This is a genomic window from Acidisphaera sp. S103, from assembly GCF_009765975.1.
Taxonomy (GTDB): domain Bacteria; phylum Pseudomonadota; class Alphaproteobacteria; order Acetobacterales; family Acetobacteraceae; genus Rhodopila.
Genome location: NZ_LMUJ01000042.1, coordinates 37,411 through 60,431, shown reverse-complemented (window position 1 = coordinate 60,431; position 23,021 = coordinate 37,411). Strand labels below are relative to the sequence as shown.

General features: G+C 65.1%; 21 protein-coding genes. 9 read left to right on the top strand and 12 right to left on the bottom strand.

Annotated elements, in window-relative coordinates:
• Positions 1-125: 125 nt before the first annotated feature.
• The 4 genes from lnt to GSQ89_RS10540 form a co-directional block, all read right to left on the bottom strand.
• A complete protein-coding gene (gene lnt, locus GSQ89_RS10555) occupies positions 126-1,673 on the bottom strand; it encodes an apolipoprotein N-acyltransferase (RefSeq protein ID WP_158924795.1) in 1,548 nt (515 codons plus the stop codon).
• A gap of 10 nt (positions 1,674-1,683) precedes the next feature.
• On the bottom strand, positions 1,684-2,520 hold the full coding sequence (locus GSQ89_RS10550) for a GNAT family N-acetyltransferase (protein ID WP_158924793.1): 837 nt from the start codon (positions 2,518-2,520) through the stop codon (positions 1,684-1,686).
• Complete coding sequence (locus GSQ89_RS10545) at positions 2,517-3,038, bottom strand: Fur family transcriptional regulator (protein ID WP_174254845.1); 522 nt, start codon at positions 3,036-3,038, stop codon at positions 2,517-2,519. Before GSQ89_RS10545 ends, GSQ89_RS10550 begins: the two co-directional genes overlap by 4 nt.
• Positions 3,039-3,330: 292 nt before the next feature.
• Complete coding sequence (locus GSQ89_RS10540; RefSeq protein WP_158924789.1) at positions 3,331-3,744, bottom strand: MucR family transcriptional regulator; 414 nt, start codon at positions 3,742-3,744, stop codon at positions 3,331-3,333.
• Positions 3,745-3,846: 102 nt separating this feature from the next.
• On the opposite strand from GSQ89_RS10540, the gene GSQ89_RS10535 reads away from it, so the two are divergent.
• Positions 3,847-4,086, top strand: coding sequence for a sulfurtransferase TusA family protein (locus GSQ89_RS10535; RefSeq protein WP_158925267.1), 240 nt, complete (start codon positions 3,847-3,849; stop codon positions 4,084-4,086).
• 35 nt (positions 4,087-4,121) lie between these two features.
• On the opposite strand, the gene GSQ89_RS10530 is transcribed toward GSQ89_RS10535, so the two are convergent.
• Both GSQ89_RS10530 and tsaB read right to left on the bottom strand, forming a co-directional pair.
• Positions 4,122-4,547 (bottom strand): GNAT family N-acetyltransferase, encoded by a 426-nt coding sequence (locus tag GSQ89_RS10530; protein ID WP_254073157.1) that lies wholly within the window; start codon positions 4,545-4,547, stop codon positions 4,122-4,124.
• A 5-nt stretch (positions 4,548-4,552) separates the two neighbouring features.
• Positions 4,553-5,212, bottom strand: a complete 660-nt coding sequence (gene tsaB / locus GSQ89_RS10525; protein ID WP_158924787.1) for a tRNA (adenosine(37)-N6)-threonylcarbamoyltransferase complex dimerization subunit type 1 TsaB — start codon at positions 5,210-5,212, stop codon at positions 4,553-4,555.
• Positions 5,213-5,376: 164 nt separating this feature from the next.
• Between tsaB and dut the strand changes: the two genes are divergently transcribed.
• The 4 genes from dut to GSQ89_RS10505 are packed head-to-tail and all read left to right on the top strand — an operon-like array spanning position 5,377 to position 10,240.
• Positions 5,377-5,826, top strand: coding sequence for a dUTP diphosphatase (gene dut, locus GSQ89_RS10520; protein ID WP_158924785.1), 450 nt, complete (start codon positions 5,377-5,379; stop codon positions 5,824-5,826).
• 33 nt (positions 5,827-5,859) lie between these two features.
• Positions 5,860-6,807, top strand: coding sequence for an alpha/beta fold hydrolase (locus GSQ89_RS10515; protein WP_158924783.1), 948 nt, complete (start codon positions 5,860-5,862; stop codon positions 6,805-6,807).
• Positions 6,804-9,245 carry a hypothetical protein gene (locus GSQ89_RS10510; RefSeq protein WP_158924781.1) on the top strand — a complete coding sequence of 814 codons (2,442 nt, stop codon included), beginning with the start codon at positions 6,804-6,806 and terminating at the stop codon, positions 9,243-9,245. The genes GSQ89_RS10515 and GSQ89_RS10510 overlap by 4 nt, the downstream gene beginning before the upstream one ends.
• Positions 9,206-10,240, top strand: coding sequence for a protein-L-isoaspartate O-methyltransferase (locus tag GSQ89_RS10505; RefSeq protein WP_305782255.1), 1,035 nt, complete (start codon positions 9,206-9,208; stop codon positions 10,238-10,240). Before GSQ89_RS10510 ends, GSQ89_RS10505 begins: the two co-directional genes overlap by 40 nt.
• Here GSQ89_RS10505 and GSQ89_RS10500 read toward each other — a convergent pair.
• Positions 10,237-11,409: a glycosyltransferase family 4 protein gene (locus tag GSQ89_RS10500; RefSeq protein ID WP_158924777.1), complete on the bottom strand. Its 1,173-nt coding sequence runs from the start codon at positions 11,407-11,409 to the stop codon at positions 10,237-10,239. The two genes, GSQ89_RS10505 and GSQ89_RS10500, sit on opposite strands and share 4 nt — an antisense overlap.
• A 153-nt stretch (positions 11,410-11,562) precedes the next feature.
• Here GSQ89_RS10500 and GSQ89_RS10495 point away from each other — a divergent pair, with 153 nt between their 5' ends.
• The 4 genes from GSQ89_RS10495 (at position 11,563) to GSQ89_RS10480 (ending at position 18,368) form a co-directional block, all read left to right on the top strand.
• The gene (locus GSQ89_RS10495; protein ID WP_158924775.1) at positions 11,563-12,651 is read left to right on the top strand and encodes a mandelate racemase/muconate lactonizing enzyme family protein; all 1,089 of its coding nucleotides are present in this window, start codon (positions 11,563-11,565) and stop codon (positions 12,649-12,651) included.
• Positions 12,652-13,028: 377 nt separating this feature from the next.
• Positions 13,029-13,613: a TetR/AcrR family transcriptional regulator gene (locus GSQ89_RS10490; RefSeq protein ID WP_158924773.1), complete on the top strand. Its 585-nt coding sequence runs from the start codon at positions 13,029-13,031 to the stop codon at positions 13,611-13,613.
• Between the two features lie 258 nt (positions 13,614-13,871).
• Complete coding sequence (locus GSQ89_RS10485; protein ID WP_158924771.1) at positions 13,872-15,116, top strand: efflux RND transporter periplasmic adaptor subunit; 1,245 nt, start codon at positions 13,872-13,874, stop codon at positions 15,114-15,116.
• Positions 15,117-15,185: 69 nt separating this feature from the next.
• Positions 15,186-18,368 (top strand): efflux RND transporter permease subunit, encoded by a 3,183-nt coding sequence (locus GSQ89_RS10480; RefSeq protein WP_158924769.1) that lies wholly within the window; start codon positions 15,186-15,188, stop codon positions 18,366-18,368.
• A gap of 50 nt (positions 18,369-18,418) precedes the next feature.
• Here GSQ89_RS10480 and GSQ89_RS10475 read toward each other — a convergent pair whose 3' ends face one another.
• The 5 genes from GSQ89_RS10475 to GSQ89_RS10455 form a co-directional block, all read right to left on the bottom strand.
• Positions 18,419-18,730: a CcdB family protein gene (locus GSQ89_RS10475; RefSeq protein WP_158924767.1), complete on the bottom strand. Its 312-nt coding sequence runs from the start codon at positions 18,728-18,730 to the stop codon at positions 18,419-18,421.
• A 6-nt stretch (positions 18,731-18,736) separates the two neighbouring features.
• Positions 18,737-19,003, bottom strand: coding sequence for a type II toxin-antitoxin system CcdA family antitoxin (locus GSQ89_RS10470; protein WP_158924765.1), 267 nt, complete (start codon positions 19,001-19,003; stop codon positions 18,737-18,739).
• Between the two features lie 101 nt (positions 19,004-19,104).
• Positions 19,105-20,025, bottom strand: coding sequence for a dihydrodipicolinate synthase family protein (locus GSQ89_RS10465; RefSeq protein ID WP_158924763.1), 921 nt, complete (start codon positions 20,023-20,025; stop codon positions 19,105-19,107).
• Positions 20,025-20,504, bottom strand: coding sequence for a YcgN family cysteine cluster protein (locus GSQ89_RS10460; protein WP_158924761.1), 480 nt, complete (start codon positions 20,502-20,504; stop codon positions 20,025-20,027). The genes GSQ89_RS10465 and GSQ89_RS10460 overlap by 1 nt, the downstream gene beginning before the upstream one ends.
• Before the next feature lie 116 nt (positions 20,505-20,620).
• Positions 20,621-23,002, bottom strand: coding sequence for a methyl-accepting chemotaxis protein (locus GSQ89_RS10455; RefSeq protein ID WP_158924759.1), 2,382 nt, complete (start codon positions 23,000-23,002; stop codon positions 20,621-20,623).
• Between the last annotated feature and the right edge of the window lie 19 nt (positions 23,003-23,021).

Below are 23,021 nucleotides of genomic sequence, written 5' to 3'. Positions count from 1 at the left end.
CGCCACCGGCGGTTACGAACAAGGAACTAGGTCACAAATTATAAGAATTCAGGAGGGTCTGCAACCAAAAATTGTCAACTCGCGGGAATTTTTATGTCAATGGGTAACATATGTCTAAAATCGTATTAAAATTTAGCATCACGCGCTCGCCTCCCAGGCAATTTTCCAAGCAAGCCCGTTATCAGCGCCAAAACCGCTACGCCTCCCGGTAGCAGCAAGCCAACGCGCGCATACAGAGGTAGCACAAGTGGGGGTGGTAAGTGAACCGGCAAAACGTCGGCCACCTGCATCTCCAACCGGCCCAATTCATGGCCTTTCGCATCGAATCCAGCCGAGATGCCGGTGTTCGCCGCCCGCATCAGTGGCAGGCCTTCCTCCACCGCGCGCATGCGGGCCGCCGCGAGATGCTGCCGGGGGCCAGCGGAATTGCCGAACCAGGCATCGTTGGTGATGTTGACCATCCAATCCGGCCGGTCCGTTTCATCGATCACCTGATCCGAGAAGATTGCCTCGTAACAGATTAGTGCGCCAACCGGCGGGATGCCGGGAATGTGCAGCGTCCGCGGGCCCGGGCCGCTCGCGAATCCACCACCGGGCACGACCTGGACACCCAGGGGCAACCAATCCGGCTGGTATTCGCCGAACGGCACAAGATGCCATTTGTCATAGATTGCCTCGATCGTGCCGCCGGCGCCGAGGGCGAACAAGCTGTTGCGCGGGCGTCCGGCGTCGTCGAAGCGAACCGAACCCACCAGGGCGGTGTTGCCGCCGGCTGCTTCGGCGATCAGTTGGCGAGCCGTACCATCGGTCTGCAGCAACGCCGGACTGGCGGTTTCGGGCCACACCACAACCGCCGGATGACCGTCGGCTTGCGCCACCGCCTGCCGAGTCAGCGCCAGGTAGTGACGAAAGATCGAGACCATCAGCGCCCGGTCCCATTTCTGCCCCTGGGCGACGTTGCCCTGGATCAGCAGCACGGTCAGGTTCGGTCCCGGCGGCATCGGCTGATCCAGCCGGACGATGCCGAAGCCGATCCACAGCGCCAGCACGGCAAGCCCGCCGGCACGCCACGCCCAGCCCAGCACGGGCAGGGACGCCAGCACGATCGTCGCCAGAGTCAGCCCATGCACGCCGACCAGGGAGGCAGGTTGGATCATGATGTCCCCGAACCGCCCGGGAAATTCCCAAACACTGCCAAGCGGGTTCCAGGGAAAACCCGTGGCGATGAACTGACGCGCGAGATCGGCCAGCACCCAGGCGCCGGCCAGGGTGAGGGACATCCTCCAACCGGGGCGCGCCCACCACGCCACGGCGGCCGGGACCGCGACGAAGACGGCCATGATCGCCGCCAGCCCCGGCACCGCGAACGGAACCAGCCACCAGAAGCGCGCGGCCTCCACCAGGATCGCCTCGGTGATCCAGTACAACCCGATCAGATACAGGCCAAAGCCGAACCACCAGCCGCGCCGCGCCGCCACCGCCGGACCGCGCGCGCCCTGGATCAGGCACAGCAGCACGGGGATCCCGATCAGCAGGGCCGGCAAGCCGTACAGCGGCGGCAGCGCGAGGGCCGAGACCACGCCGGACAGCACGGCGGTAAGGTCGGCGCGCCAACCGCGCAGCGCAGCCATTCGCTGCGGCAGTGCGGACAGCCTGCCGATCAGCAGCGGCATCGACAGCGTCTCAGTCCGCTGTCTCCCCTCTCTGCCGCTCGTAATGCTTGTGATACTTGTCGGTCACGAGATCGGTCTGCACCACGACGGCGACATCCGTAGTATTGAACTGCGGATCGATCACCGCGCCGTCGCCCACGAAACCGCCCAGCCGCAGATAGCCTTTGATCAGCGGCGGCAATCGCGTCAGCGCCGCTCGGGCGTCGATCTCGTCGCGCTGCAGGCGGCGCATCTCGACATAGCGGTGGGGCAGGGCGCGCGGCCGGATCGCCGCCGGCGCAAGATGATTGTAGTATAAATAGGTCAGTTCCGGCGCCAGGGCATCCGGATCGATGCCCGGCAGGCTGGCGCAGCCGAACATCAACTCGATCTTGTGTTGGAAGACATAGGCGGCGATGCCGCGCCACATCAGTTGCATAACGGAACGATTGCGATAGCCGTTGTCGACGCAGGACCGGCCGAGTTCGAGAACATTGCCGGGAAGCGCCTCGATGCGTCCGATGTCGTATTCGTCCGAGGAGTAGAAATGCCCAACCTGGTGGGCGCCCTCGCGCTGGATCAGCCGGTAGACGCCGACGACGCTTTCCGGCCCTTCACCCAACGCGTGATCGACCACCAGCAGATGGTCGGCGACGGTGTCGTAGATGTCCTTGTCGCGCTGGGACTGAGTGGTGTCGGCGTCGGCCCGGGCACCCAGTTCCTGGTAGAACACGCGGTAGCGAAGGGCCTGTCCGGCGTCGATCTCCGCCGCATCCATCGCAAGCCGGACCCCGAGGTTGCCGCTGCGGATCTCGGCGAACGGCGTGCCTGGCGCGGCAGTGTCCGCGGCTGCGTTCGTCTGGCTCATCGGCTGGCCCCTTTGATCGTGTCGCGGAGCCGCGGCTCGCGGCTGGCGGCGGTGGAGTCGTGGCCAGGTGCCGGATCGCCAGGCGCTGCATCCGATCTCGCCGGCGCCGCCGCTTCGTGCCGCCGTCCGAACAGTTCAAGCCGCAGCGACACCACGTCGAAGCCAAGGCGCGCGGCGATCGCATGCATCAGCCGCTCGTGTTCGGGGTCCTGGAATTCGATGACCTTGCCGGTCTCGACGTCGATCAAGTGGTAGTGCGGACCGTCTTCCGACGGTTCATAGCGGGCGCGTCCACCGCCAAAATCCCGGCGTTCCAGGATGCCCTGCTCCTCGAACAGCCGAACTGTCCGGTACACCGTCGCGATCGATATATGTTGATCCAGCGCGGAGGCCCGGCGGTACAGCTCCTCGACATCGGGATGGTCGCCGGCCTCGGACAGAACGCGTGCGACGACCCGGCGTTGGCCGGTCATTTTCAGGCCTCGTTCGACGCACAGGCGCTCGATCCGCGATTCCATTCGGTTCCTTGCGGTCATTCCCTGGCTACGCCCCTTGCGGAGGGACGACCAAGGCAACCGCATACAACGCCAGGGTGCTTTCAGGGAAGCCTGGGTGTGCGCCCCGAATATCCGGCCACCCGGGGCCACCCCGACGACAGACGGCGGGTTTCCAACGCCGGGATGGCGGAAACGGTGCCGCGATGGGCGAACGACGCGGTACGTTTCCGACCGATTCGCGACAAAAAACCATGGATCGACCGGGAGGGATGTCCGGCTCCCCCGGGATCCAATGGCGTGACGTTCGGGCCGGTCAGCGGTCCGACGTGCGATGCGTGCCCAGGCCGATCTGCTTGGCCAGCTCCGACCGCCGTTCGGCGTAGTTGGGGGCGACCATCGGGTAACGGGCGTCCAGGCCCCATTTCTCCCGGTACTGATCGGGGGTCATGTTGTAGGAGGTGGCGAGATGCCGCTTCAGCATCTTCAACCGTTTCCCATCCTCCAGACAGATGATGTAATCGGGAAAGACGGATTTGCGGATCGCCACGGCGGGCGCGGGGCGTTCGACCGGGGCGGCGGGTACGTCCTCAATTCTTACCAAAGTGTCATAAACGGCTTTTATGACAAGCGGCAGGGCGGCAGATTCCAACTCATTGTTGGCGGCGTGGGCCGAGACAATCTGGGCTGTCAGCCCGAGGATAACGGAGTCAATCGGCTTTTCAGCCATTTTAGAACCTTTCTAGTCGTTATGCTGCGTCTATATATGAACTTGTCCCGCCATTTAGCAACAGCGACTGGACAAATTGAATAAAATGGGATCGTGTCGGCTATGCAAGATGTAACACGCCAGATCGATATTACCCGAGACGTTTGTCCGATGACGTTCGTCAGAACGCGTCTGGCCTTGGACAAGATGGCGCCGGGCGAAACACTTCTGGTCATGTTGAAGGGCGAGGAGCCGCTTCGCAATGTTCCCCGGACTGCAACGGAGCAGGGGCACGAAGTGCTTTCACTGGAGACGGATGCGGATGGAATCAGCCGCCTGTTGATCCGCCGGGGCCAATCCTGAGGGGAGGTCGCGGGTTCCGGCGCGGCATCCTAATCTTACCCAATATTTAACCGTAACACTAGCGCATCGGAATGATCGGAATAATAGTGTGGCCGCCGGCCGGCCTGGATAAAGCCGGCCGAGGCATAAAGCTGGCGGGCGGCAATATTCGCGACCGATACCTCAAGAAAGACCGTGCTTGCGCCCATCGTCGCGGTTAGGGTCGTTGCTTCGCGCAGCAATGCCGAACCGATCCCGCCGCGGCGCGCCGCCGGGTCCACGGCCAGGGTGAGGATTTCCGACTCATCCGCCGCGACCCGGACCAGGATCAAGCCGCCCGAGGGGTGCAACAGCCCGAACACGTTCGGCAGGGCGACCTGGAGGCTGAACACGTCCCGGCTCCAGGCGTCCGAACCGGCGAACGCGCTGGCGTGGATAGCCGCCATGAGATCGATGTCGGCCTGCGTGGCGCGGTACAGCACGGGTCTCAACCGGCCGGGTCGGGCGGGGGCTTGCCGCCCGGCAGTTTGGCCTCCGGCGGATCGACGTAGAGCGGTTCGGCCGCCAGCGGGCGGATCGTGCCGAGAAAACGCCGCTCCGCCACCTGCGCGATATGCCGGCCGGTCGGCAGGCGGGCATCGGTCAGCATGACGTTGACACCGCGGGCGGCGAGCCGGCTGGCGACGTCGGGGGCGGCGGGGCCAGCGATCGCGACCGGCCCCGGCGGGTTGGGCACCTCGGTTACGGCGAGGGAGAGCACCGTGTCGCCGACCTCCAGGAAAATCCGGCCGCGCCGGCTGGTGACAGCGCACCACAAGATCCGGCCACCGAGCTGGGGGAGGGAGTCGGCGAGCGCCTCGCCGACGGTGACAGCGATCACCGGGCGGTCCGCCGCGAGGCCGATGCCTTGCGCCAGCGCCACGCCGCCGCGAATGCCGGTGAAGCTGCCGGGGCCGACGGTCACCGCGACCAGGTCGAGATCGGCGGCCTGGAGGCCGGCGTCGCGGAGGCAGTCCTGTGCCATGACCGGCAGGATCGAGGCTTGGCCGCGGTCGAGGTTCTGTTGATAGCCGGCGATGACCTCGCCGCCGGCGACGAGGGCCGCCGAACAGCGCGCAACGGCCGAATCGAGGGCGAGTATCCGCATGATGGGGTCAAGCTAGCCTGCCGGCCGGCCCGCGCAAGCAGGCAGAAAATCACGTGTCGATTGAAGGGCGGCCTCCAGCCGCAGAGCAGGCCACCCGTTCGGCCAGGTGTCGGCTTAGGCACACCAGCTTGCGCGCTTCCGGTCGCGCACGGCAGACTGATGTCATGTCGATCCCCATCCTTGTCCGCCGTCTGCCCCACGCCGAGGGCCTGCCGTTGCCGTCCTATGCCACCGACGGGGCCGCCGGCATGGATCTGATCGCCGCCGTTCAGGATCCGGTTACCGTAGGACCCGGAGGACGCGCACTGATCCCGACCGGCCTGACGATCGCCCTGCCGCCCGGCTACGAATTGCAGATCCGCCCGCGATCGGGTCTTGCTCTGCGGCACGGCATCACCCTGCCGAACAGCCCCGGCACGATCGACGAGGATTATCGTGGGGAGATCGGGGTCATCATCCTCAACACCGGCACCGAAACCTTCGTCGTCGAGCGTGGCGTTCGTATCGCCCAGGCGGTGCTGGCGCCGGTCAGCCGGGCGGCGTGGCGGGAGGTGGACAGCCTGGATGTGACGGCGCGCGACGCGGGCGGGTTTGGCAGTACCGGCGTATCGTGATCGCGCGACCCTAAAAAGCAGGTTGACCGGCGCGTGCCTGCTGGTCTTCTGACAGCCATGCGCCACGGGCTGTTCCTTGCCGCGAGTCTCCTGTTCGGCCTGCTGGCGGTCGGTGTCCCGGCGGCCCAGTCTCGGGTTCGGGTCCATGTTGCCTCACCCGCGGCGCAGTCGCTGGCGTTGCCGCGCGCGGTGACCGACCATTTCTTTTTGTCGAGCGACGGGGTTCAGTTGCATTACCTGGAAGCCGGGCCGCCGTCCGCTCATACCCTGGTTTTCGTCCCCGGTTGGACCATGCCGGCCTGGATCTGGATGCCGCAGATCCAGGCGTTTTCGCGCCAGTATCATGTGATCGCGTTCGATCCGCGCGGGCAGGGCGATTCCTCTATTCCCGACAACGGCTACGAACCGGAGCGGCGTGGCCGCGACATCGCCGAACTGGTCGCGCATCTGGACGAACCGAAGGTGGTGCTGGTCGGCTGGTCGCTCGGGGTGCTGGATGTGCTCGCGTCCATCCACGTGGCGGGCGACCGGCGGCTGGCCGGCCTGATCCTGGTCGACAACTCGGTGGGCGAGGAACCGGCGCCGCAGTACCACCCCGCGCCACCACGCCGCGGGCCGCCGCCGAACCATGAGGTGGCGATGCGGTCCTTCGTGCGCGGGATGTTCCACCACCGGCAACCGGCTTCCTATCTGGATCGTTTGACGCTGGCGGCGCTGCGGACGCCGGAAGCCGCGGCGAGGCGGCTGCTGGCCTATCCGGTGCCGCGATCCTACTGGCGGGAGGCGGTGTATGCGGCAAAAGTACCCCTGTTGTATGTGATTCGGCCGCTTTGGGTTGCGCAGGGTGAGAACCTCATGCGAAACCGCCCGGATACCGAAATGGATGTGTTCGCCGATGCTGGCCATGCCTTGTTCGTCGACGACGCGGCGCGCTTCAACGACGTGACCGAACGTTTTTTGCAGCGGTACGTCTGGCCGTGAATTTCGCCGCGCTGTTTCTGGTTTCGCTCGCCGCCGTCGGCTACGAGACGGCCCTGACGCGATATTTCGCCGTCGCCAAGTGGTCCGAGTATGGCTACTGGGTGATTTCCATCGTGATGGTGGGCTTCGCGCTAAGCGGCGTGGTGCTGGCGCTGTGGCGCGATGCATTCGTGCGGCGTGCGCCGGTGCTGATGGCGGCGTTGCCGGCGGCGTTGGTGCTGACCGCCGCGGTTGGCTACCACTTCACCACAACCAACCCGTTCAACCCGTTGCAATTGCAGAATCCGGTCACTTGGCAACCGCAGTTGTGGAATATCGCTGGCTACTATGCCGCGCTGTTGCCGTTCTTTTTCCTGGCTGGCCTGTTCATCAGCCTGAGTTTTGTCCTTTACGCCGACCGTATCGGCCGGGTGTACGCGTTCGACCTGACCGGTGCCGGGGCGGGGTCGGCCGTCGTGCTGGCGGCGATGTATGCCGTGCATACGTTCCACCTGGTGCCGCTGCTGCTGGTGCCACTGGCGTTCGCCGCTGTCTTTTCCGGGGGGACGCACCGGTGGAAGGCGGTGCTGGCGGCGGTTCTCATCCTTGGCGCGGCGGAGGCGGTGCTGCTGGGGGACGATGAAGCGGATTATAATGATTTCAAGGCAATATACGCCCCGCTTCACACGCCGAATGCAAAGATCGCGGCCTCGGTGAACACGCCACGCGGCGATTACGCGCTGTTGGACGATTTCACCGAACGGGTGGATACCGATATTTCCAACAACGCCGGCATGCTGGGGGTCGAGGGGCCGCCACGCAGCTACGGCCTGTATCGCGACGGCAACCGGATCGCGGCGCTGCCGAGCCGGCAGCCGATCCAGTCCGGCTATGCGGGGGCGGCGTTGGATGCGCTGCCCTATCAGTTGGTTCCGCGGGCGCGGGTGATGGTGGTCGGTGCGTCCGGCGGATTCCGGACCGCCGAGGTCCTGCGTCTGGGCGCCGCCCAGGTTCGCGTGCTGGAGCCGGAACCGGAACTGCTGCGGGTCATGCGTGACGGTCTGGGTCCGGTTTCGCCGGTCGCGCCCTCCCCCAATGTCCGGGTCGTCGGGTCCACGCCGCTCGCCAATACCGGCCGCGGGGTTTACGACGTGGTGGACCTGTCGGCCGACTTCCTGGACGCTGCCGAAACCAATGCCACGGCGTTCAGCCGCGAAGCGATCGTGTCCTACCTTGGTGTGCTGGCGCCGAACGGCATCGTGTCGATCCCGGTGTCGATCCGTGACTTCCCGGTGTATGCGCTGCGTATGCTGTCCACCGTGCGCGCCGCCCTGCTGGCGGCCGGCATCGATGACCCGGCCGCCCATGTCATCGTCTACCGTTCGGCGTGGAACGTCCGCATCCTGGTCTCTCGCGAGGGCTGGAGCGCCGCGGCCATCGCCACCGCCCGGAAATTCTGCGACGACCGGTCGTTCGACATGTCCTGGTATCCCGGTCTGGACGTCGCCAAGGCTCGGGCGGACATCTACAACGACCTGCCGGCGGTGTCGTTCGACAAGGGGGAGGTCGAGTCGGGTGGCCCGGATGACTCGATCGCGGATGAGGCGCAGGCGATCTTGTCCGGCCAACCATCACCGTCGCGTGATCAGTTCAACCTGGCACCGATCACGCTGGACCAGCCGTTCTTCTATGCGGTGCTGCGGCTGGATCGCATCGGCACCATCCTGAAACGGCTGGAAATCCTGCCGCAGGCCGAGGTCGGGGCGCTGGTCAACCTGGCTGTCCTGGCGCAGGCGGTGGCGATCGCGGCGCTGGTGCTGCTGGTGCCGCTCGCCGCGCCCGGACGCATCCGATCGTCGCGCGCCGGGTTGCCTCGGGCGGTGGTGTATTTCCCCGCACTGGCCCTGGGTTTCTTGTTCATCGAAATTTATTTGATTGAAAAGGCCAGCTTCTGGCTGGGCGACCGGACCAACGGCTTTGCCCTGGTGCTGACCGGGATGCTGGTGTTCTCCGGCCTGGGCAGCGCGTTGTCGGAACGTGTCGTCGCTCGGCCGAGGTGGGCCATCGCGGTGGTGGCCGCGGTGGTGCTGGTTTGGTGCGCTTTGGTGCTGATGTGGCTGCAACCGCTGATTCTGGCCACGCTCGACTGGTCGTTCTTGGCCCGGTCCGGGCTGCTGCTGTCGTTGATCGCGCCGGTGTCGGTGGCGATCGGGCTGCCGTTCCCCCTGGGGCTGAACCGAGCGGGGACGGGCGGGTTCTTGCCGTGGGCGTGGGGGCTGAACGGGGCGTTTTCCGTGGTGGCGACGCCATTGGCGAACCTGGTTGCCCGCGAATCGGGGTTCAGCAGGGTTTTGTTATGCGCGGCAATCCTTTATGGGGTCGCGTTAATGACGTTTCCGACGATGAGGAAGAGTTCGGTTTGGCACGATATCCCAGCACCATCACCCGTCGCGGAGTGATTTCCGCCGCTGTTGCCGCCTCGGCCGTGCCCGCGATCGGGCGCGCCGCGCCGGTTTGGACGCGGGCGGCGTATGAGCAGGCCATGCACGAGTCCGGCCGTCCGGTCAGCCTGACGGATGCCCAGTTCGACGCGATCCAGAAACGCAAGCCGGCCGCGATGCGGCTGATCGAGTCCTATCTGAAGGACCATCTGGGCGGTGCCGACCCGGTTGTAATGGCGGCGTTCGAGGCAGTGCCTCGGGAATACTACCACTACGAATACCCCGAACACCGTGCGACGCCGGGTGATGCGTACGAGTCCAATCCCAAGCCTTGGGCGCTGGGCTACGGGTCCGCGCTGTCGGACTATCTGGGGCAGGCCTACATGACTCAGATCTGCAAGCCGAAGGCCGGCGATGTCACGCTGGAGATCGGCACCGGCAGCGGGTTCCAGAGCAGTCTGCTGTCGCGGATCGTCAAGACCGCATACTCGATCGAGATCATCGAGCCGCTTGGCAAGGCCGTCGGCAAGATCTTCGCCCCGTTGGGCTATAACAACATCCACACGCGGGTGGGCGACGGCTATTATGGCTGGCCAGAGGTTCAGGGCGGGTTTGATATCATTATCGTGACGTGTGCGGCGACGTTCGCACCGCCTGACCTGTTCAAGCAGCTCAAGCCCGGTGGGCGGATGATCATTCCGATCGGCCAGCCGTTCAAGCGCGGGCAGGTGCTGTACGTCTACACCAAGGATGCCGAGGGCAAGATCCACTCGCGGCGCGATATCGGCGTGTTCTTTATCCCGATGACCGGGGCGATTGCCAAAAGCGCGCCGGTGCGGCCGGAGTTGGTGTCGGATCATCCGCCGGCGGCGAAGCCCGCCGAACCGGTGGTGAAGCCGGTCGAGCCAGCGGAGAAGCCTGTCGAGAGCAAGCCCGCGACGGAGCCGGCGCCGAGCGGGACCGGGCCGACCGGGCCTGGCGCGACCGGGCCTGGTGTGACGTCAGGCGGTTAACGGGGGCGTGCGGCGGCTTGGCCGATAAGGGCCTCGGCGATGGCCACGACACGTTCGGCATTGTGGCCCCAGGTCAGCGATCGGGTGGTGATCGTTGACCGTGCGGCATTTCCCAGCCGTTCACGCAGCGCGGGGTCGCCACACAGGCGCAGCAGGCCGGCTTCCAGGGCGCCGTCGGCGGCCGTGTCGAACAGCACGGCGTCCTGCCCGTCGGTCAGGATTTCGCGGATGTTCTCGGTGTCCGGCGCGACGATGGATCGGCCGAGTTGCAGATACTCGAACAACTTCAGCGGCGACGAATAGGGCGTCAGGCCCGGCAGCACCGCGATGTCGAACGCGGCGACATGGCGGGCGACGTCGTCTCGCCCGACGATGCCGGAGATGGTCAGGCGATCGGCGACACCCCGAGCGCTGGCGTGTTCCTGTAGGGAGTCGCGGGCCGGCCCGTCACCGACCACCAGGATGTGCAGGTCGAAACGGTCGCGCTGTAAAGCCACGAAATCAATCAGCCGGTGGACGGCGTTCCAGCCGCGGATGAAGCCGGTGAAGCCCAGCACCAGCCGGGGCGGCAGGCCAAGCGCCGCCTTTGCCGCATCCGTCGGCGGGACGGCGCCGAACCGTTCGGGATTGATGCCGTTCGGGATCACGGTGATACGCGACTGCGGCACGCCATAGTCCGCCACGGTGCGTGCCAGCACGCCGGTGACCGGCAGGACGTGGTTCGCGCGGGTCCACAGCAGGCGCTGCGCCCAGCGGCCCAGCCGGTGCAGGCGCAGGCCGTCGTTCTTCGCCCGCTCCTCATACAGCGGGGAGTTTACCTCCAGCAGCAGTGGCAGACCCGACAGGCGGCGCATCCAGATGCCGGCGAACAGGAACAGGCTGAAGCGTTCGTAGATGACGTCCGGGCGGTGCTGGCGGACGGCCGCCCGCAGGCGCAGGAAGGCTTTTGCGCTGTAGGCGATCTCCAGCAGTTCATACAGGGCGCCGGGGATCAGGCGTTTGATGCGGTCGACAAACGGGTTGGAGTCGCCGAATTCGGTCGTTTCGAAGCCGGGAGGGCCTACGAGGATGGTTTCGTGCCCCTGGTGGCGCAGGGCGGCGATCATCTCCTCGATATGCACGGCCTGGCCGTCGCGCGATGCGATACGATGGTGGAACAGGATACGCATCGGCTGGGATCGTCCTTTGGTCCCCGGTCCCGGGCGGCGGGTGACGGCAGCGGCGCCCTAGCACGATATGACTGAGGGAGAAATGTGAATCGCTGGGCGCCTCGCGCCGGCCGTGCGACACTTCCTTCCATACCGAACCGAGGAGGAATTGCCGTGAAAATCACCCGCCTGCGCACCCAGGTCGTCCATCTGCCGATCGAACCGGCGATCCCCACGGCGATCCTCGGGTCCATCCGTTCCGCCGATTGCGTGCTGACGTTCCTCGATACCGATGAGGGGCTGACCGGCGAGGGCCTGGTGTTTTCCATCAACAACCGCCGGCTGAGCGTGATCCACGACATGATCCGCCAGTTGGAGGACCTTGTCGTCGGTCTGGACCCTCGCCTGGGCGGGACGCTGAACACCACGGCGTGGAAGGACCTGAACTTCCTTGGGTATGAGGGTGTGTCGATCGTCGGCCTGGCGGCGGTGGACAACGCGCTGTGGGATCTGCGCGGCAAGGCGGCCGGGATGAACGTGGCGCATCTGATCGGTGCGTGCCGATCAGCAGTTCCTACCTATGCCAGCGGCGGGCTGTGGCTGGGGTCGTCCATCGACGCACTGCAGAAGCAGGCGCGCGGCTTCGTGGAGCGCGGGTTCAGGGCGATGAAGACCCGGGTGGGACCGACTGACCCAGAGGGGATGGTGGCTCGGGTGGCGGCGGTGCGGGAGGCGATCGGGCCGGGTGTCGGGTTGATGGTCGATGCCAACCAGCAGATGAGCGTCAAGCAGGCGATCCGGATCGGCCGGATGATGGAGCCGCTGAACCTGACATGGTTCGAGGAGCCGGTGATCTGTCACAACCACGAAGGCGAGGCGGAGATCCGGGCGGCGCTGGATACGCCGATCGCTTCGGGGGAGACAGTTTATACGCATCGCGGTATCCTGGCGATGCTGCAGGCCGGGTCGTGTGACGTGATGATGCCGGATTTGCAGCGCATGGGCGGTCCGACGGAGTTCCTGAAGGCCGGGCATTTGTGTGAGGCGTTCCACATTCCGTGTTCGGCGCATCTGTTCCCCGAGATGAGCCTGGCGCTGCTCGCCGGGCTGCCTGGTGGGTCGTATCTGGAATACATGCCGTGGTTTGAGGCGATCTACCGGGAACGGATCGAACTGGACGGGAATGGGCATGCGATCGTGCCGGACCGGCCGGGTTGGGGATTCAGCTTCGATCCGGATGCTGTTCGGCACTATGCCGGGTGACTGTTGGGGGCGGTGCGGTTCGTGCGTATAGGCTCCATCGGTGCGGTGTTTGAGTCGGCGTTTAACACAGAGGTCACGGAGGCTCAGAGGACGCAGAGGAAGATTTTTGGGCCTTCGGCCCGGTTTGGCTTCACTGTCCGGGGTTGGGTTGCTGATCCGTGCGGGGGCAGGCCAAAATTATCCTCTGCGGCGTCTGGGGCCTCGGCGGCCTCTGTGTTGGAGCGGTGCATAGGCAAACACCGGCGAGTGGGATTGTCGATCGGCTGCCAAATCTACGTCCAGGTGGCCACCGCCCTCTCACACTCCGATGGTGCATCGCAAAAATTCCCCCCTTGAATTTCTAAGATGACTGGTCATATCGCTCTGCCATGACCAGAATGTCATCTCACGATGTGCGGGAGCGGTTGCTGGAGGCCGGGGTCCGGATCTTCAGCAAGTCCGGCTTCAATGGTTGCAGCGTGCAGGATATCACAGACTCCGCCGGTGTTCCTAAGGGGTCGTTCTACAACCACTTCGACAGCAAGGAAGCACTGGGTGCCGCGGCCCTGAAGCATTACTGGTCCGATGGCGACTGTTGCGACCGGCTGTTGTTGCTCAACCAGCCTGGCCTGTCGCCGCGCGAGCGGCTGCGGGCCTATTTCGAGCAGATTTCCGCCGACGTCGCCCAGATGGGCTACACCTGCGGCTGCCTGATCGGCAACATGGCCGCCGAACTGTCCGACCATAGCCCGCTGATTTCAGCGCAGCTTTCCGAAATTTACGCGGGGTGGAGCCGGATGGTCGGCCAATGCCTGCGTGAGGCCCAGGTCGCCGGCGAGGTGTGCAAGAACGCCGACCCCGATCAGGTGGCGACGTTCATCTTGAACGCCTGGGAAGGAGCCGTCCTGCGTGCCCGGATAGAAAAGGGCGATCGCCCGCTCCGGCAGTTCCTCGATACGCTGTTTACCCAACTTCTCCGCTAGGCCGCTCCCCGGACAGCCTCGCCGTCTTTGCCAGGATATAAGATGACCGGTCACCTTGACATGCTTGTTTCGGTCAGCCGCTGCGGTCGCGAAACCGGTGGCGCGCTGTCACCGATTTCCCGTTTTGGAGCACAAATCTAATGCTTCGAAACGACCTTATCACTCAGCCTGCGTGCGTTCATTGTTCGGCAGGCTGTTCTCCCAGTTTTCCGCCAGGCCGGTCCACGGACAGCCTCGCCTTTCTTGCCAGGATGTAAGATGACCGGTCAGGTTGATACGCTCGTTCTCGAGCGGCAAAGCATTCCCGCTTCGGTTGGCCGCCGCAGCCGCGTCTGGATTGGCGGTGCCGCACTGGTGGTGTTGCTGGCCGGCGGGGCGGCGCTGTTCGCCCCGAAATGGCTAACCGACACATCGCAGGCGACCGCCCAGCCCGTCGCGCCACCCCCGCCGACGGTCACGGTCAGCCCGCCATTGCAGCGGGATCTGGCGAACTGGACCACGTTCACCGGCCAGTTCTCGGCGGTGGACTACGTGGAACTGCGGGCACAGGTCAGCGGCTATCTGACTGAGATCCATTTCACCGACGGTCAGATCGTCCACAAAGGCGACTTGCTGTTCGTGATCGATCCGCGTCCGTATGAGATCGTGTTGCAGCAAGCGAATGCTCAAGTGCTGACGGCACAGGCGGGACTCGACCTGGCGGACAAGGAAATCGTTCGTACCGCGCAACTGCACCGCAGCGACTTCGCCTCCACCGAGTTGCTGGACCAGCGGGTGCAGCAGCAGCGCGCCGCCCAGGCCGCGCTCGACCAGGCCAAGGCCGCCGTGGCATCCGCCCGGTTGAACCTCGACTTCACCCATATCACCGCGCCGCTGTCGGGGCGGATCAGCATGCACCGGGTCTCCATCGGCAACCTGATCGCCGGCGGCCAGGCCGGCGTCACACCGACATTGCTGACCACCATCGTTTCGCTCGATCCGATCCACCTCGATTTCGATATGAGCGAGAGCGACTACCTGACCTACGAACGCTTCCTGCAAAGCCAGCACGGCGGCGCTTCGGTCGACCGCACCGTGGAGGCCAGCCTGAGTGACGAGCAGGGTTGGAAACACCAGGGCGAACTTGATTTCATGGACAACGAAATGGACCGCGGCAGCGGCACCATCCATGCCCGAGCGAGCCTGCCCAATCCGGGGTTGCTGATTGCACCTGGAGAATTCGCTCGGTTGCGTCTGCCGACCTCGGCGCGGCAGCCAACCCTGCTGGTGCCGGATTCGGCGATATCGACCGACCAGTCGCGCACACTGGTGATGACCGTCGCCGCCGACGGATCGGTGGTGCCTAAACAGGTCGAGCTCGGCCCGCTCACCGGCGGCCTGCGGGAAATCAGCAGCGGCCTGGCGCCGACCGACAGGGTCATCATCAACGGGCTGATGCGGGCGCGTCCCGGCAGCAAGGTCACACCGCAACCAGGAACGATCACACCGTCCGCCCAAAGCTGAGCCAACCGATCGTATCGTAACCATACCGTATTGCTTTCACCTGAAAGCAATACGCAGGAGCGCCTTGTTATGCGCCTTTCACATTTCTTCATCGACCGGCCGATCTTCGCGACCGTGCTGGCCGCGTTCATCACCATCGTCGGCACCGTCGCCTACTTCATCCTGCCGATCGCGCAGTACCCCGAGATCGCGCCGCCCACCATCCAGGTGACCGCCAGCTATCCCGGTGCGTCCGCCGAGGTGATCAGCCAGACCGTGGCCACGCCGCTGGAACAGCAGATCAACGGCGTCGAGAACATGCAGTACTTCACCAGCCAGGCCACCGGCGATGGCAATCTGACCATCACCGTCACCTTCAAGCTGGGCACCGACCTGGATACCGCGCAGGTGCTGACGCAGAACCGCGTGTCCATCGCCCTGCCGCGGCTGCCGGACGCGGTGCAGCGCCTGGGCGTGACGGTGAAGAAGAATTCCCCCGACATGCTGATGGTGATCCATCTGTCGTCGCCGGATGGGTCGCGCGATCAGTTGTACATGTCGAACTATGCGACGCTGCATGTGAAGGACGCGCTGTCTCGCGTGCCCGGTGTCGGCGACGTGGTGATCTTCGGCGGCCGTGACTATGCGATGCGGATCTGGCTCGATCCCGACAAGGTCGCCGCGCATGACCTGACCGCCGGTGAGGTGGTTGCCGCGTTGCAGGCGCAGAACGTCCAGGTGTCCGCCGGCGTGCTGGGGCAGCCGCCGGTGTCTACGCCTGGCGCCTTCCAAATGAACGTCGAGACCAAGGGCCGGCTGACCGATCCGGCGCAGTTCGCCGACATCATCGTGAAGTCCGACAACCAAGGTCGCATCACCCGCGTGCGCGATATCGGCCGTGTCGAACTTGGCGCGCAGGACTACGGCGCCAACGGCTATCTGGACACGGCGAACGCAGTGCCGATCCTGGTCTACCAGCAGCCGGGGTCGAACGCGCTGTCCACCGCCCAGCACATCCACGAAACGATGGAGAAGCTGTCGAAGGATTTCCCGCAGGGCCTGAAATACAGCATCGTCTACGACACCACGCTGTTCATCGCCCAGTCGGTGCATGAAGTGGTGAAGACCATCCTGGAAGCCGTCGGGCTGGTTGTGATCGTGGTGATCGTCTTCTTGCAGACCTGGCGTGCGTCCATCGTGCCGATCGTCGCGATCCCGATTTCACTGATCGGCACGTTCTCCATCCTCGCGGCGCTGGGTTTCTCGCTCAACACCTTGTCGCTGTTCGGCCTGGTGCTGGCCGTCGGCATCGTGGTGGATGACGCCATCGTGGTGGTGGAGAACGTCGAACGAAACCTTCGAAGTGGCATGCGCCCGCGGGAAGCGGCGCACCGAACCATGGACGAGGTCGGCGGCGCGCTGATCGCCATCGCGCTGACGCTGTGCGCGGTGTTCATTCCGTCGGCGTTTATCAGCGGCATTTCCGGCCAGTTCTTTCGCCAGTTCGCGGTGACCATCGCGGCATCCACCGTGATCTCTTGCTTCATTTCGCTGACGCTGAGCCCGGCGTTGTGCGCGCTGCTGTTCCGGCCGCACCAGGAACATGGTGAACAGAAACGCCATGGCTTACTGGTGCGCCCGTTGTTCGCCTTCTTCAACGTGTTCAACCGCACTTTCGAGTGGTTGTCGGATCGTTACGGCAAGCTGACCGCCCGCTTGATCCGCATGAGTGCTCTGGCTCTGACCGTCTATGCCGGGTTGATCGGGCTGACCGTGTTCCAGTTCAATCGGGCCCCCACGGGGTTCATTCCGGATCAGGATCTGGGGTACCTGATCACCGTCATCCAGTTGCCGCCTGGTTCGTCGCTCGAGCGGACCGATGCGGTGGTGCGCAAGGCGACCCAGATCATCCTCGGCACGCCCGGGGTTGAGCATGCGGTGCCGTTCGCCGGCTTCGATGGTGCGACGTTCACCAATGCGTCTAACGCCGGTGCGATTTTCTCGCCGCTGATGCCGGCCGATGAGCGGGCTGCCAAGGGGCAAAGCGTCGGCGTGGTGCTGAACGACATGCGGCAGCGGCTGTCCAGCATCCAGGACGCGTTCATCATCACCATCCCGCCGCCACCGGTCGCCGGTATCGGCACCGCCGGCGGCTTTAAGATGATGCTGCAGGATCGCGGCGGCGTGGGACCGGAGGCGCTGGAGAAAGCGGCTCAGGGCATGGCGGCCGCCGCCAACCAGGTGCCTGGTTTGGTGGGCGTGTTCTCGCCGTTCAGTACGCGGACGCCCAGTGTTTATGCCGATATCGACCGGGCGAAGGCGCAGAAGCTGGGGGTGACTCCGTCGCAGGTGTTCGAGGCGATGCAGGTCTACCTCGGGTCGGCCTATATCAACGACTTCAACTACCTGGGCCGGACGTATGAGGTAACCGCGCAGGCCGATGCAAAATTCCGCTCCAGCACCGACGACATCGCTCGGCTGAAGACACGCAATGCCAGCGGGCAGATGGTGCCGATCGGGTCGGTCGCTCGTTTGTTCAAGACCACCGGGCCGTATCGCGTGCCTCGGTATGACATGTTCCCGGCGGCCGAGGTGCAGGGCAGCACGCTGCCGGGTGTGTCGTCGGGCTATGCGCTGACGCAGATGGAGAAGCTGGCGGCCGAACGCCTGCCGCCGGGGATCGGGTATGAATGGACCGATCTGGCGTATCAGCAGCGCCAGGCGGGCAACACGGCGATCCTGATCTTCGGCGCGTCGGTGCTGTTCGTGTTCCTGGTGCTGGCGGCGCAGTATGAGAGCTGGACGCTGCCGCTGGCGATCGTGCTGATTGTGCCGATGTGTCTGCTGGCGGCGGTGACCGGGTTGCTGTTCCGCGACATGAACGTCGATATCCTGGCGCAGATCGGCTTCGTGGTGCTGGTCGGGCTGGCGGCGAAGAACGCCATCCTGATCGTCGAGTTCGCTAAGCAGGCCGAGGAAACCGGCGTCAGCGCGATGCAGGCGGCGATCCAGGCGGCGAAGACCCGGTTGCGGCCGATCCTGATGACGTCGTTCGCCTTCGTGCTGGGGGTGATCCCGCTGGTGCTGGCCAGCGGCGCCGGCGCCGAGATGCGGCAGTCGCTGGGCACCGCGGTGTTCGCCGGCATGCTGGGGGTGACCGGGTTCGGGCTGATCTTCACCCCGGTGTTCTACGCGGTGATCCGGCGGGTGTTCGCCGGTCGCCGCCGCGGGACGGCCGAGGTGGAGGGGGCGATTGGGGCGCCGGCGGAGTAGGGGGATTGTAGCCGTCGTCCCGAGCGGGTCAGCCAGGGACGGCGGTGCGTCTACGCTCTGCTGAGCATCTCATCGACCGAGCGGATAATCCGATCCTGATCGCTCTCCGGGAGAACCAGCAGAACTTCGCCCAGTCGCTGCACAGGGGCCGTGGCGATGTCCAGGGGGTCCGCATATACCGTCATTCCCTGCGCCACCAAACGCGGTGTGAGCGGATGATCCGGAGGCGCTCGATATCCCACGCGGAGCAATGGAATGACTACGCGACCAGCCGATCGTTCCAGGCGTGTGGATTGAAGCTGAACGAGAAAGACAATGTCTTCGCTGCGCCCGCGATATCTGTGGACGGCGAATTGTGTCATTGAAATCTAAAGGCTGGAGAATTCGTCGGACAGAAATCCGTCGCGTTCGTGACGCTCGTTCAGGGCGTTGATGACGGTTTCGAGTTGATCATCTTCCGCCTGCTTGCGCGCCTGCTTGCTACTGACGTAGCTGGCCAAAAGTTCTTCGACAGTTCCCGACAGGTTCCGGGTCAAAGCTTTCGCTCGTGATACCAAATCCTCGTTCAACGACAGATTGACGGCCCTGCGCGGCGCCTTGTGGTTGTAACCCGCGATCACTGCATGGTCGGCCATGACAACACCTCTGATGCAGGATATGCGCATGACCTGCGCAATCTCAAGATGCCACGCGGACGTGGATGACCCCTGATGGGGCCATCCCCTCGCGTGTCGCCTCAGGCCGCCTTCGCCAGCGTGATCCCGCTGGCATCGAACGCGCTGAACAGCGCCGCGGCCTGTGCCTCGGTCAGCTTCAGGTGCGGTGGGCGAATGTTCAGCCACCTTGCATCGCCTGTGTTGCGCGCGACCAGCGCCTTCAGCGACGGGATCAGTGGCTGCGAGATCACCGCCTTGCGTGTCGCCGACAGGATCGTCTGTGCGGCCGAACCCTTGGCGTTGTCCCAGTTGGCGTAGACCTCGGCGCCCAGCGCGCAGTTGACGTTGGAGGCCGCGGTGATCGACCCGGCACTGCCCTTGGTCAGCAGCGACAGCAGCAGCCCGTCATCGCCGGCATAGACCTCGAACCCGTCGCGGGCGAACGCTTCCACGTAGGACAGGCTGTTCTCATAGTTGCCGGAACTGTCCTTGATGCCCTTCACCTTGCCGGGGTTGGCCTTCAGCAGCCGGCCGATGAAATCCACCGAGAACGGGATCGCCGATTGCTGCGGGAAATTATACAGGTAGATCTTGATGTCGCCGCCGACCCGCTGGATCACCTCATTGAAATACGCCAGCAGCCCGTCGTCGGACGGGTTCTTGTAGTAGAACGGCGGCAGCAGCAGCGCGCCGCGGCAGCCCAGTTTCGCCGCGTGGCGGGTCAGACGCACCGTGTCGGTGATCGCCGTCGTGCCGGTGCCGGGCAGCATCTTCGCCGCCGGGATGCCGCGTTCCGTGAGGCCCTCCAGCACCGCGATGCGTTCCTCGATGCCCAGGCTGTTGGCTTCACCGGTCGTGCCCAGCACCGCCAGCCCGTTGCAGCCGTTGGCGAGCAGCCAGCGGCAATGGCCGGCCAGGCGATCGAGGTCGATCGACAGGTCCGCATTCATCGCGGTGACGACGGCGGCATTGATCCCGCCGTACAGGGCATCCTTCAACATCACTCAGTCTCCTTCAGGTCGTCCTTGAGCCGCCGGACGCGGGGCGGTTTGCCCGGCCATCCTACGACATGATCTTCCAGTGCGCCCGCCCAGCGCTCACTCACCGCCCGGCCACGCACTGATACGCCGGCCTGATGCACGGTATCCGGATCGCCCGACACCAGCGGATGCCACCATGCCAGCCCTTTGCCCTCGCCCACCCGGCGATAGGCGCAGGATGGCGGCAGCCAGTCGATTTCCTTTAAGGCCTCCGGCGTCAGGCTGACGCAATCCGGCACCCGCATGCGCCGGCGCGGATAGTCGCTGCACTGGCAGGAATGCAGATCCAGCAGGCGGCAGGCGACGTTAGTGAAAGCGAGCTCATTCGTGTCCTCATGCCGCAGCTTGTGCAGGCAGCAACGGCCACAGCCGTCGCACAGGGATTCCCATTCTTCCCTGGTCATCTGGTCCAGCGATTTGGTCTTCCAAAACGGCTCCATGGCGGCGGACCCTACAGCCTGTCGGGGCCGGACGGAAGACAAGGCCTCCGGTCAACGCGTCAGGCTGTTTACGGGATCGAAGCGGGCGCCGGCCCGGGCAAAGCCCCGGATCTTCATCAAGCCGCCTGCTGTACCGCGACCAGGAAGTTCGCCACTTCGTCCTTCAGCACCGTCGCCTGCCGAGTCATTTCTGTCGCCGCGTCCAGCACGCCACCGGCCCGGCTGCCCGTCTCCTCCACCACGTGGGTGACGGCGGCGATATTGCTGTTGACCTCGGCGGTTCCGGCGGCGGCATGTTGCACGGCCTGGGCGATCGATTTGGTTGCCTCGCCCTGGGTCTCGACCGAACCGGCGATCACCGAGGCGATCTCATTCATCCGCTGGATGGTGCCACTGATGGATCGCAGCGCGGTCACCGCCTGACTGGTCGCCTGCTGCATGGCGGCGATCTGCCCGCCGATCTCCTGCGTCGCTTTCGCGGTCTGGGTCGCCAGGTTCTTCACCTCACCGGCAACCACGGCGAAGCCTTTGCCGGCATCGCCCGCCCTGGCCGCCTCGATCGTGGCGTTCAGGGCCAGCAGGTTGGTGCGGGCGGCGATGTCGCTGATCAGCCGGACCACCGCGCTGATCCGGTCGGCGGCCTCGCTCAGGCTGCTGACGCTGGCGTCGGTCGCCTGCGCCTCGGCCACGGCCATCCCGGCGATCTGGGCGGATTCCGCGACCTGGCGGGCGATCTCGGCAACCGAGGCCGCGACTTCCTCCGCACCAGCGGCCGCGGTGCTGACGCTTTGCGAGGCCTGGTCGGAGGCGGTCGACACCGCCAGGGTGCGTTGGCCGGCAGTGATGGCACTCTCTCGCATCACCTGGGCGGCATGCCGCATGCCGTCGGCCGACTCGGCGACGGCGCGGGCAATGGTGCCGACGCTTTCCTCGAACTGGTCCACCAGGCGGACCTGCCCGGTTGCCCGGTGCCATGTCAGCAATGGTCCGGCATAGCCACCATTCCGGTCATGCATCGCACTGATCCGCAGGTCGAGTGTTTCTGGCCCCATCTTGATCCGCTCGCGATGCGGCAGGTTGGTTGGATCGGCGACCAGGTCGCGCTGGTGCCGCGCATTCGAACTGAAGACGTCGATGGTCTGGCCAACCAGTTCGCTGGCCGGAACGCTGATCGCGTCCTTCACCGTTTCGAAGATCTGCCGCGCCTCGGCATTCAGGTAGGTAATGCGGAATTCACCGGTCGGTTCGGCGGTCATGACGCCGACTGGCAACTGCTCGATCATCTGGGTCTGGATGAAGGTCTGCCGCATCACTTCACGCAAGGTCTCGACGGCCGCGGCCATCCGGCCGATCTCGTCGCGCCATGCGGTATAGGGCACCGCTTCGTCGGTCTTGCCGCCGGCGATCGCCTGGACGATGCGGGTCAGCCGGCGGATCGGTCCGGCCAGCATGCGGATTACGATCGTGCCCAGGGTGACCATCAGCAGGGTGATGGCGCCAACCATCATCAGGATATCGTCCGATGCCCGCCGTCCCGCTGCCAGCGCGGTTTGCGAAGCCGACCGCTGACGATCCGCGGCCGTTTCGGCAAGCTTCTCGAAGGCGGCGCTCATGGCCTGGCTGGCGGTTTCGACGTCGGCCCCGGCCACCTGGTCCAATTGCCGCGACATGGTGATCAGTTCGGCAGAGGCGCCGGCGATGGACTTGCCGATGCTGTCCACCAGGCGGGCGTCGGCCTTGATGGAATCCGGTACGGGGCCGGACAGCACGGTCGCCATGCTGGCGGTCGCATCGGCCGTGGCGTCGCGGACGTCGTTGGCGGCCGATCCCGAACCGGTGACCATGAACATCATCGCGGACGCTTCCAGGCGGCTCATGGCCAGGCGGTAGCGGTTGATCGCTTCCAGCGTCGGGTCGTGCTGGTCCACATGGGCGGTCTGTGCGGTGGTATCGCGCACCGCGTCGACCCCGGTATCCAACGCGCCGCCGCGGGCGAGCTCGGTCACCAGCGTCGTCAGGGCGGTTTCGAACACCGGCCGAGCGCGAAACAACCGCACCTGGCGAGCGTCCAGCATGCTGATACGAAGGTCGGCGGCCTTCTTGACGGCACTCATCAGGGCATTGAGCTGGGTCAAAGCATCGTCCAGCAGTGTCTGGTCGGGACCCGCTTGCACCTCATGCATCAATGACGCGGCGATGTCGGTCTGCTTCGTCGCCCGCTTCAGCGCGGTGCGGACACCGGTCACGGTCTGCTGCACCTGCATTTCGCGGCTGATCACGCGAAGGTCTTGCGCCGCGAGCAGGCTGAGCTGGACCTGATGCTCGACCACCGACTGCGCCGTGACTTTTTCCTGCAACGCGGTCACGAAATCGAGCCGGTTGAGTGCGAACAGCGATACGCCCGTCAGCAACGCCAGCGCGCCGACGACGGTCAGCGTCAGCTTGAACCCGATCGGCAGGTCGCGGATCAGGCGAACCGGCGCGTTGAACCATCCCATGACTGTCTCCCAGCGGAAT

Bases quoted from the DNA above. Each gene is read 5' to 3' on its own strand.
- lnt (WP_158924795.1), bottom strand. From the start codon at position 1,673: ATGCCGCTGCTGATCGGCAGGCTGTCCGCACTGCCGCAGCGAATGGCT.
- GSQ89_RS10550 (WP_158924793.1), bottom strand. From the start codon at position 2,520: ATGAGCCAGACGAACGCAGCCGCGGACACTGCCGCGCCAGGCACGCCG.
- GSQ89_RS10545 (WP_174254845.1), bottom strand. From the start codon at position 3,038: ATGGAATCGCGGATCGAGCGCCTGTGCGTCGAACGAGGCCTGAAAATG.
- GSQ89_RS10540 (WP_158924789.1), bottom strand. From the start codon at position 3,744: ATGGCTGAAAAGCCGATTGACTCCGTTATCCTCGGGCTGACAGCCCAG.
- GSQ89_RS10535 (WP_158925267.1), top strand. From the start codon at position 3,847: ATGCAAGATGTAACACGCCAGATCGATATTACCCGAGACGTTTGTCCG.
- tsaB (WP_158924787.1), bottom strand. From the start codon at position 5,212: ATGCGGATACTCGCCCTCGATTCGGCCGTTGCGCGCTGTTCGGCGGCC.
- dut (WP_158924785.1), top strand. From the start codon at position 5,377: ATGTCGATCCCCATCCTTGTCCGCCGTCTGCCCCACGCCGAGGGCCTG.
- GSQ89_RS10500 (WP_158924777.1), bottom strand. From the start codon at position 11,409: ATGCGTATCCTGTTCCACCATCGTATCGCATCGCGCGACGGCCAGGCC.
- GSQ89_RS10490 (WP_158924773.1), top strand. From the start codon at position 13,029: ATGTCATCTCACGATGTGCGGGAGCGGTTGCTGGAGGCCGGGGTCCGG.
- GSQ89_RS10485 (WP_158924771.1), top strand. From the start codon at position 13,872: ATGACCGGTCAGGTTGATACGCTCGTTCTCGAGCGGCAAAGCATTCCC.
- GSQ89_RS10480 (WP_158924769.1), top strand. From the start codon at position 15,186: ATGCGCCTTTCACATTTCTTCATCGACCGGCCGATCTTCGCGACCGTG.
- GSQ89_RS10475 (WP_158924767.1), bottom strand. From the start codon at position 18,730: ATGACACAATTCGCCGTCCACAGATATCGCGGGCGCAGCGAAGACATT.
- GSQ89_RS10470 (WP_158924765.1), bottom strand. From the start codon at position 19,003: ATGGCCGACCATGCAGTGATCGCGGGTTACAACCACAAGGCGCCGCGC.
- GSQ89_RS10465 (WP_158924763.1), bottom strand. From the start codon at position 20,025: ATGTTGAAGGATGCCCTGTACGGCGGGATCAATGCCGCCGTCGTCACC.
- GSQ89_RS10460 (WP_158924761.1), bottom strand. From the start codon at position 20,504: ATGGAGCCGTTTTGGAAGACCAAATCGCTGGACCAGATGACCAGGGAA.
- GSQ89_RS10455 (WP_158924759.1), bottom strand. From the start codon at position 23,002: ATGGGATGGTTCAACGCGCCGGTTCGCCTGATCCGCGACCTGCCGATC.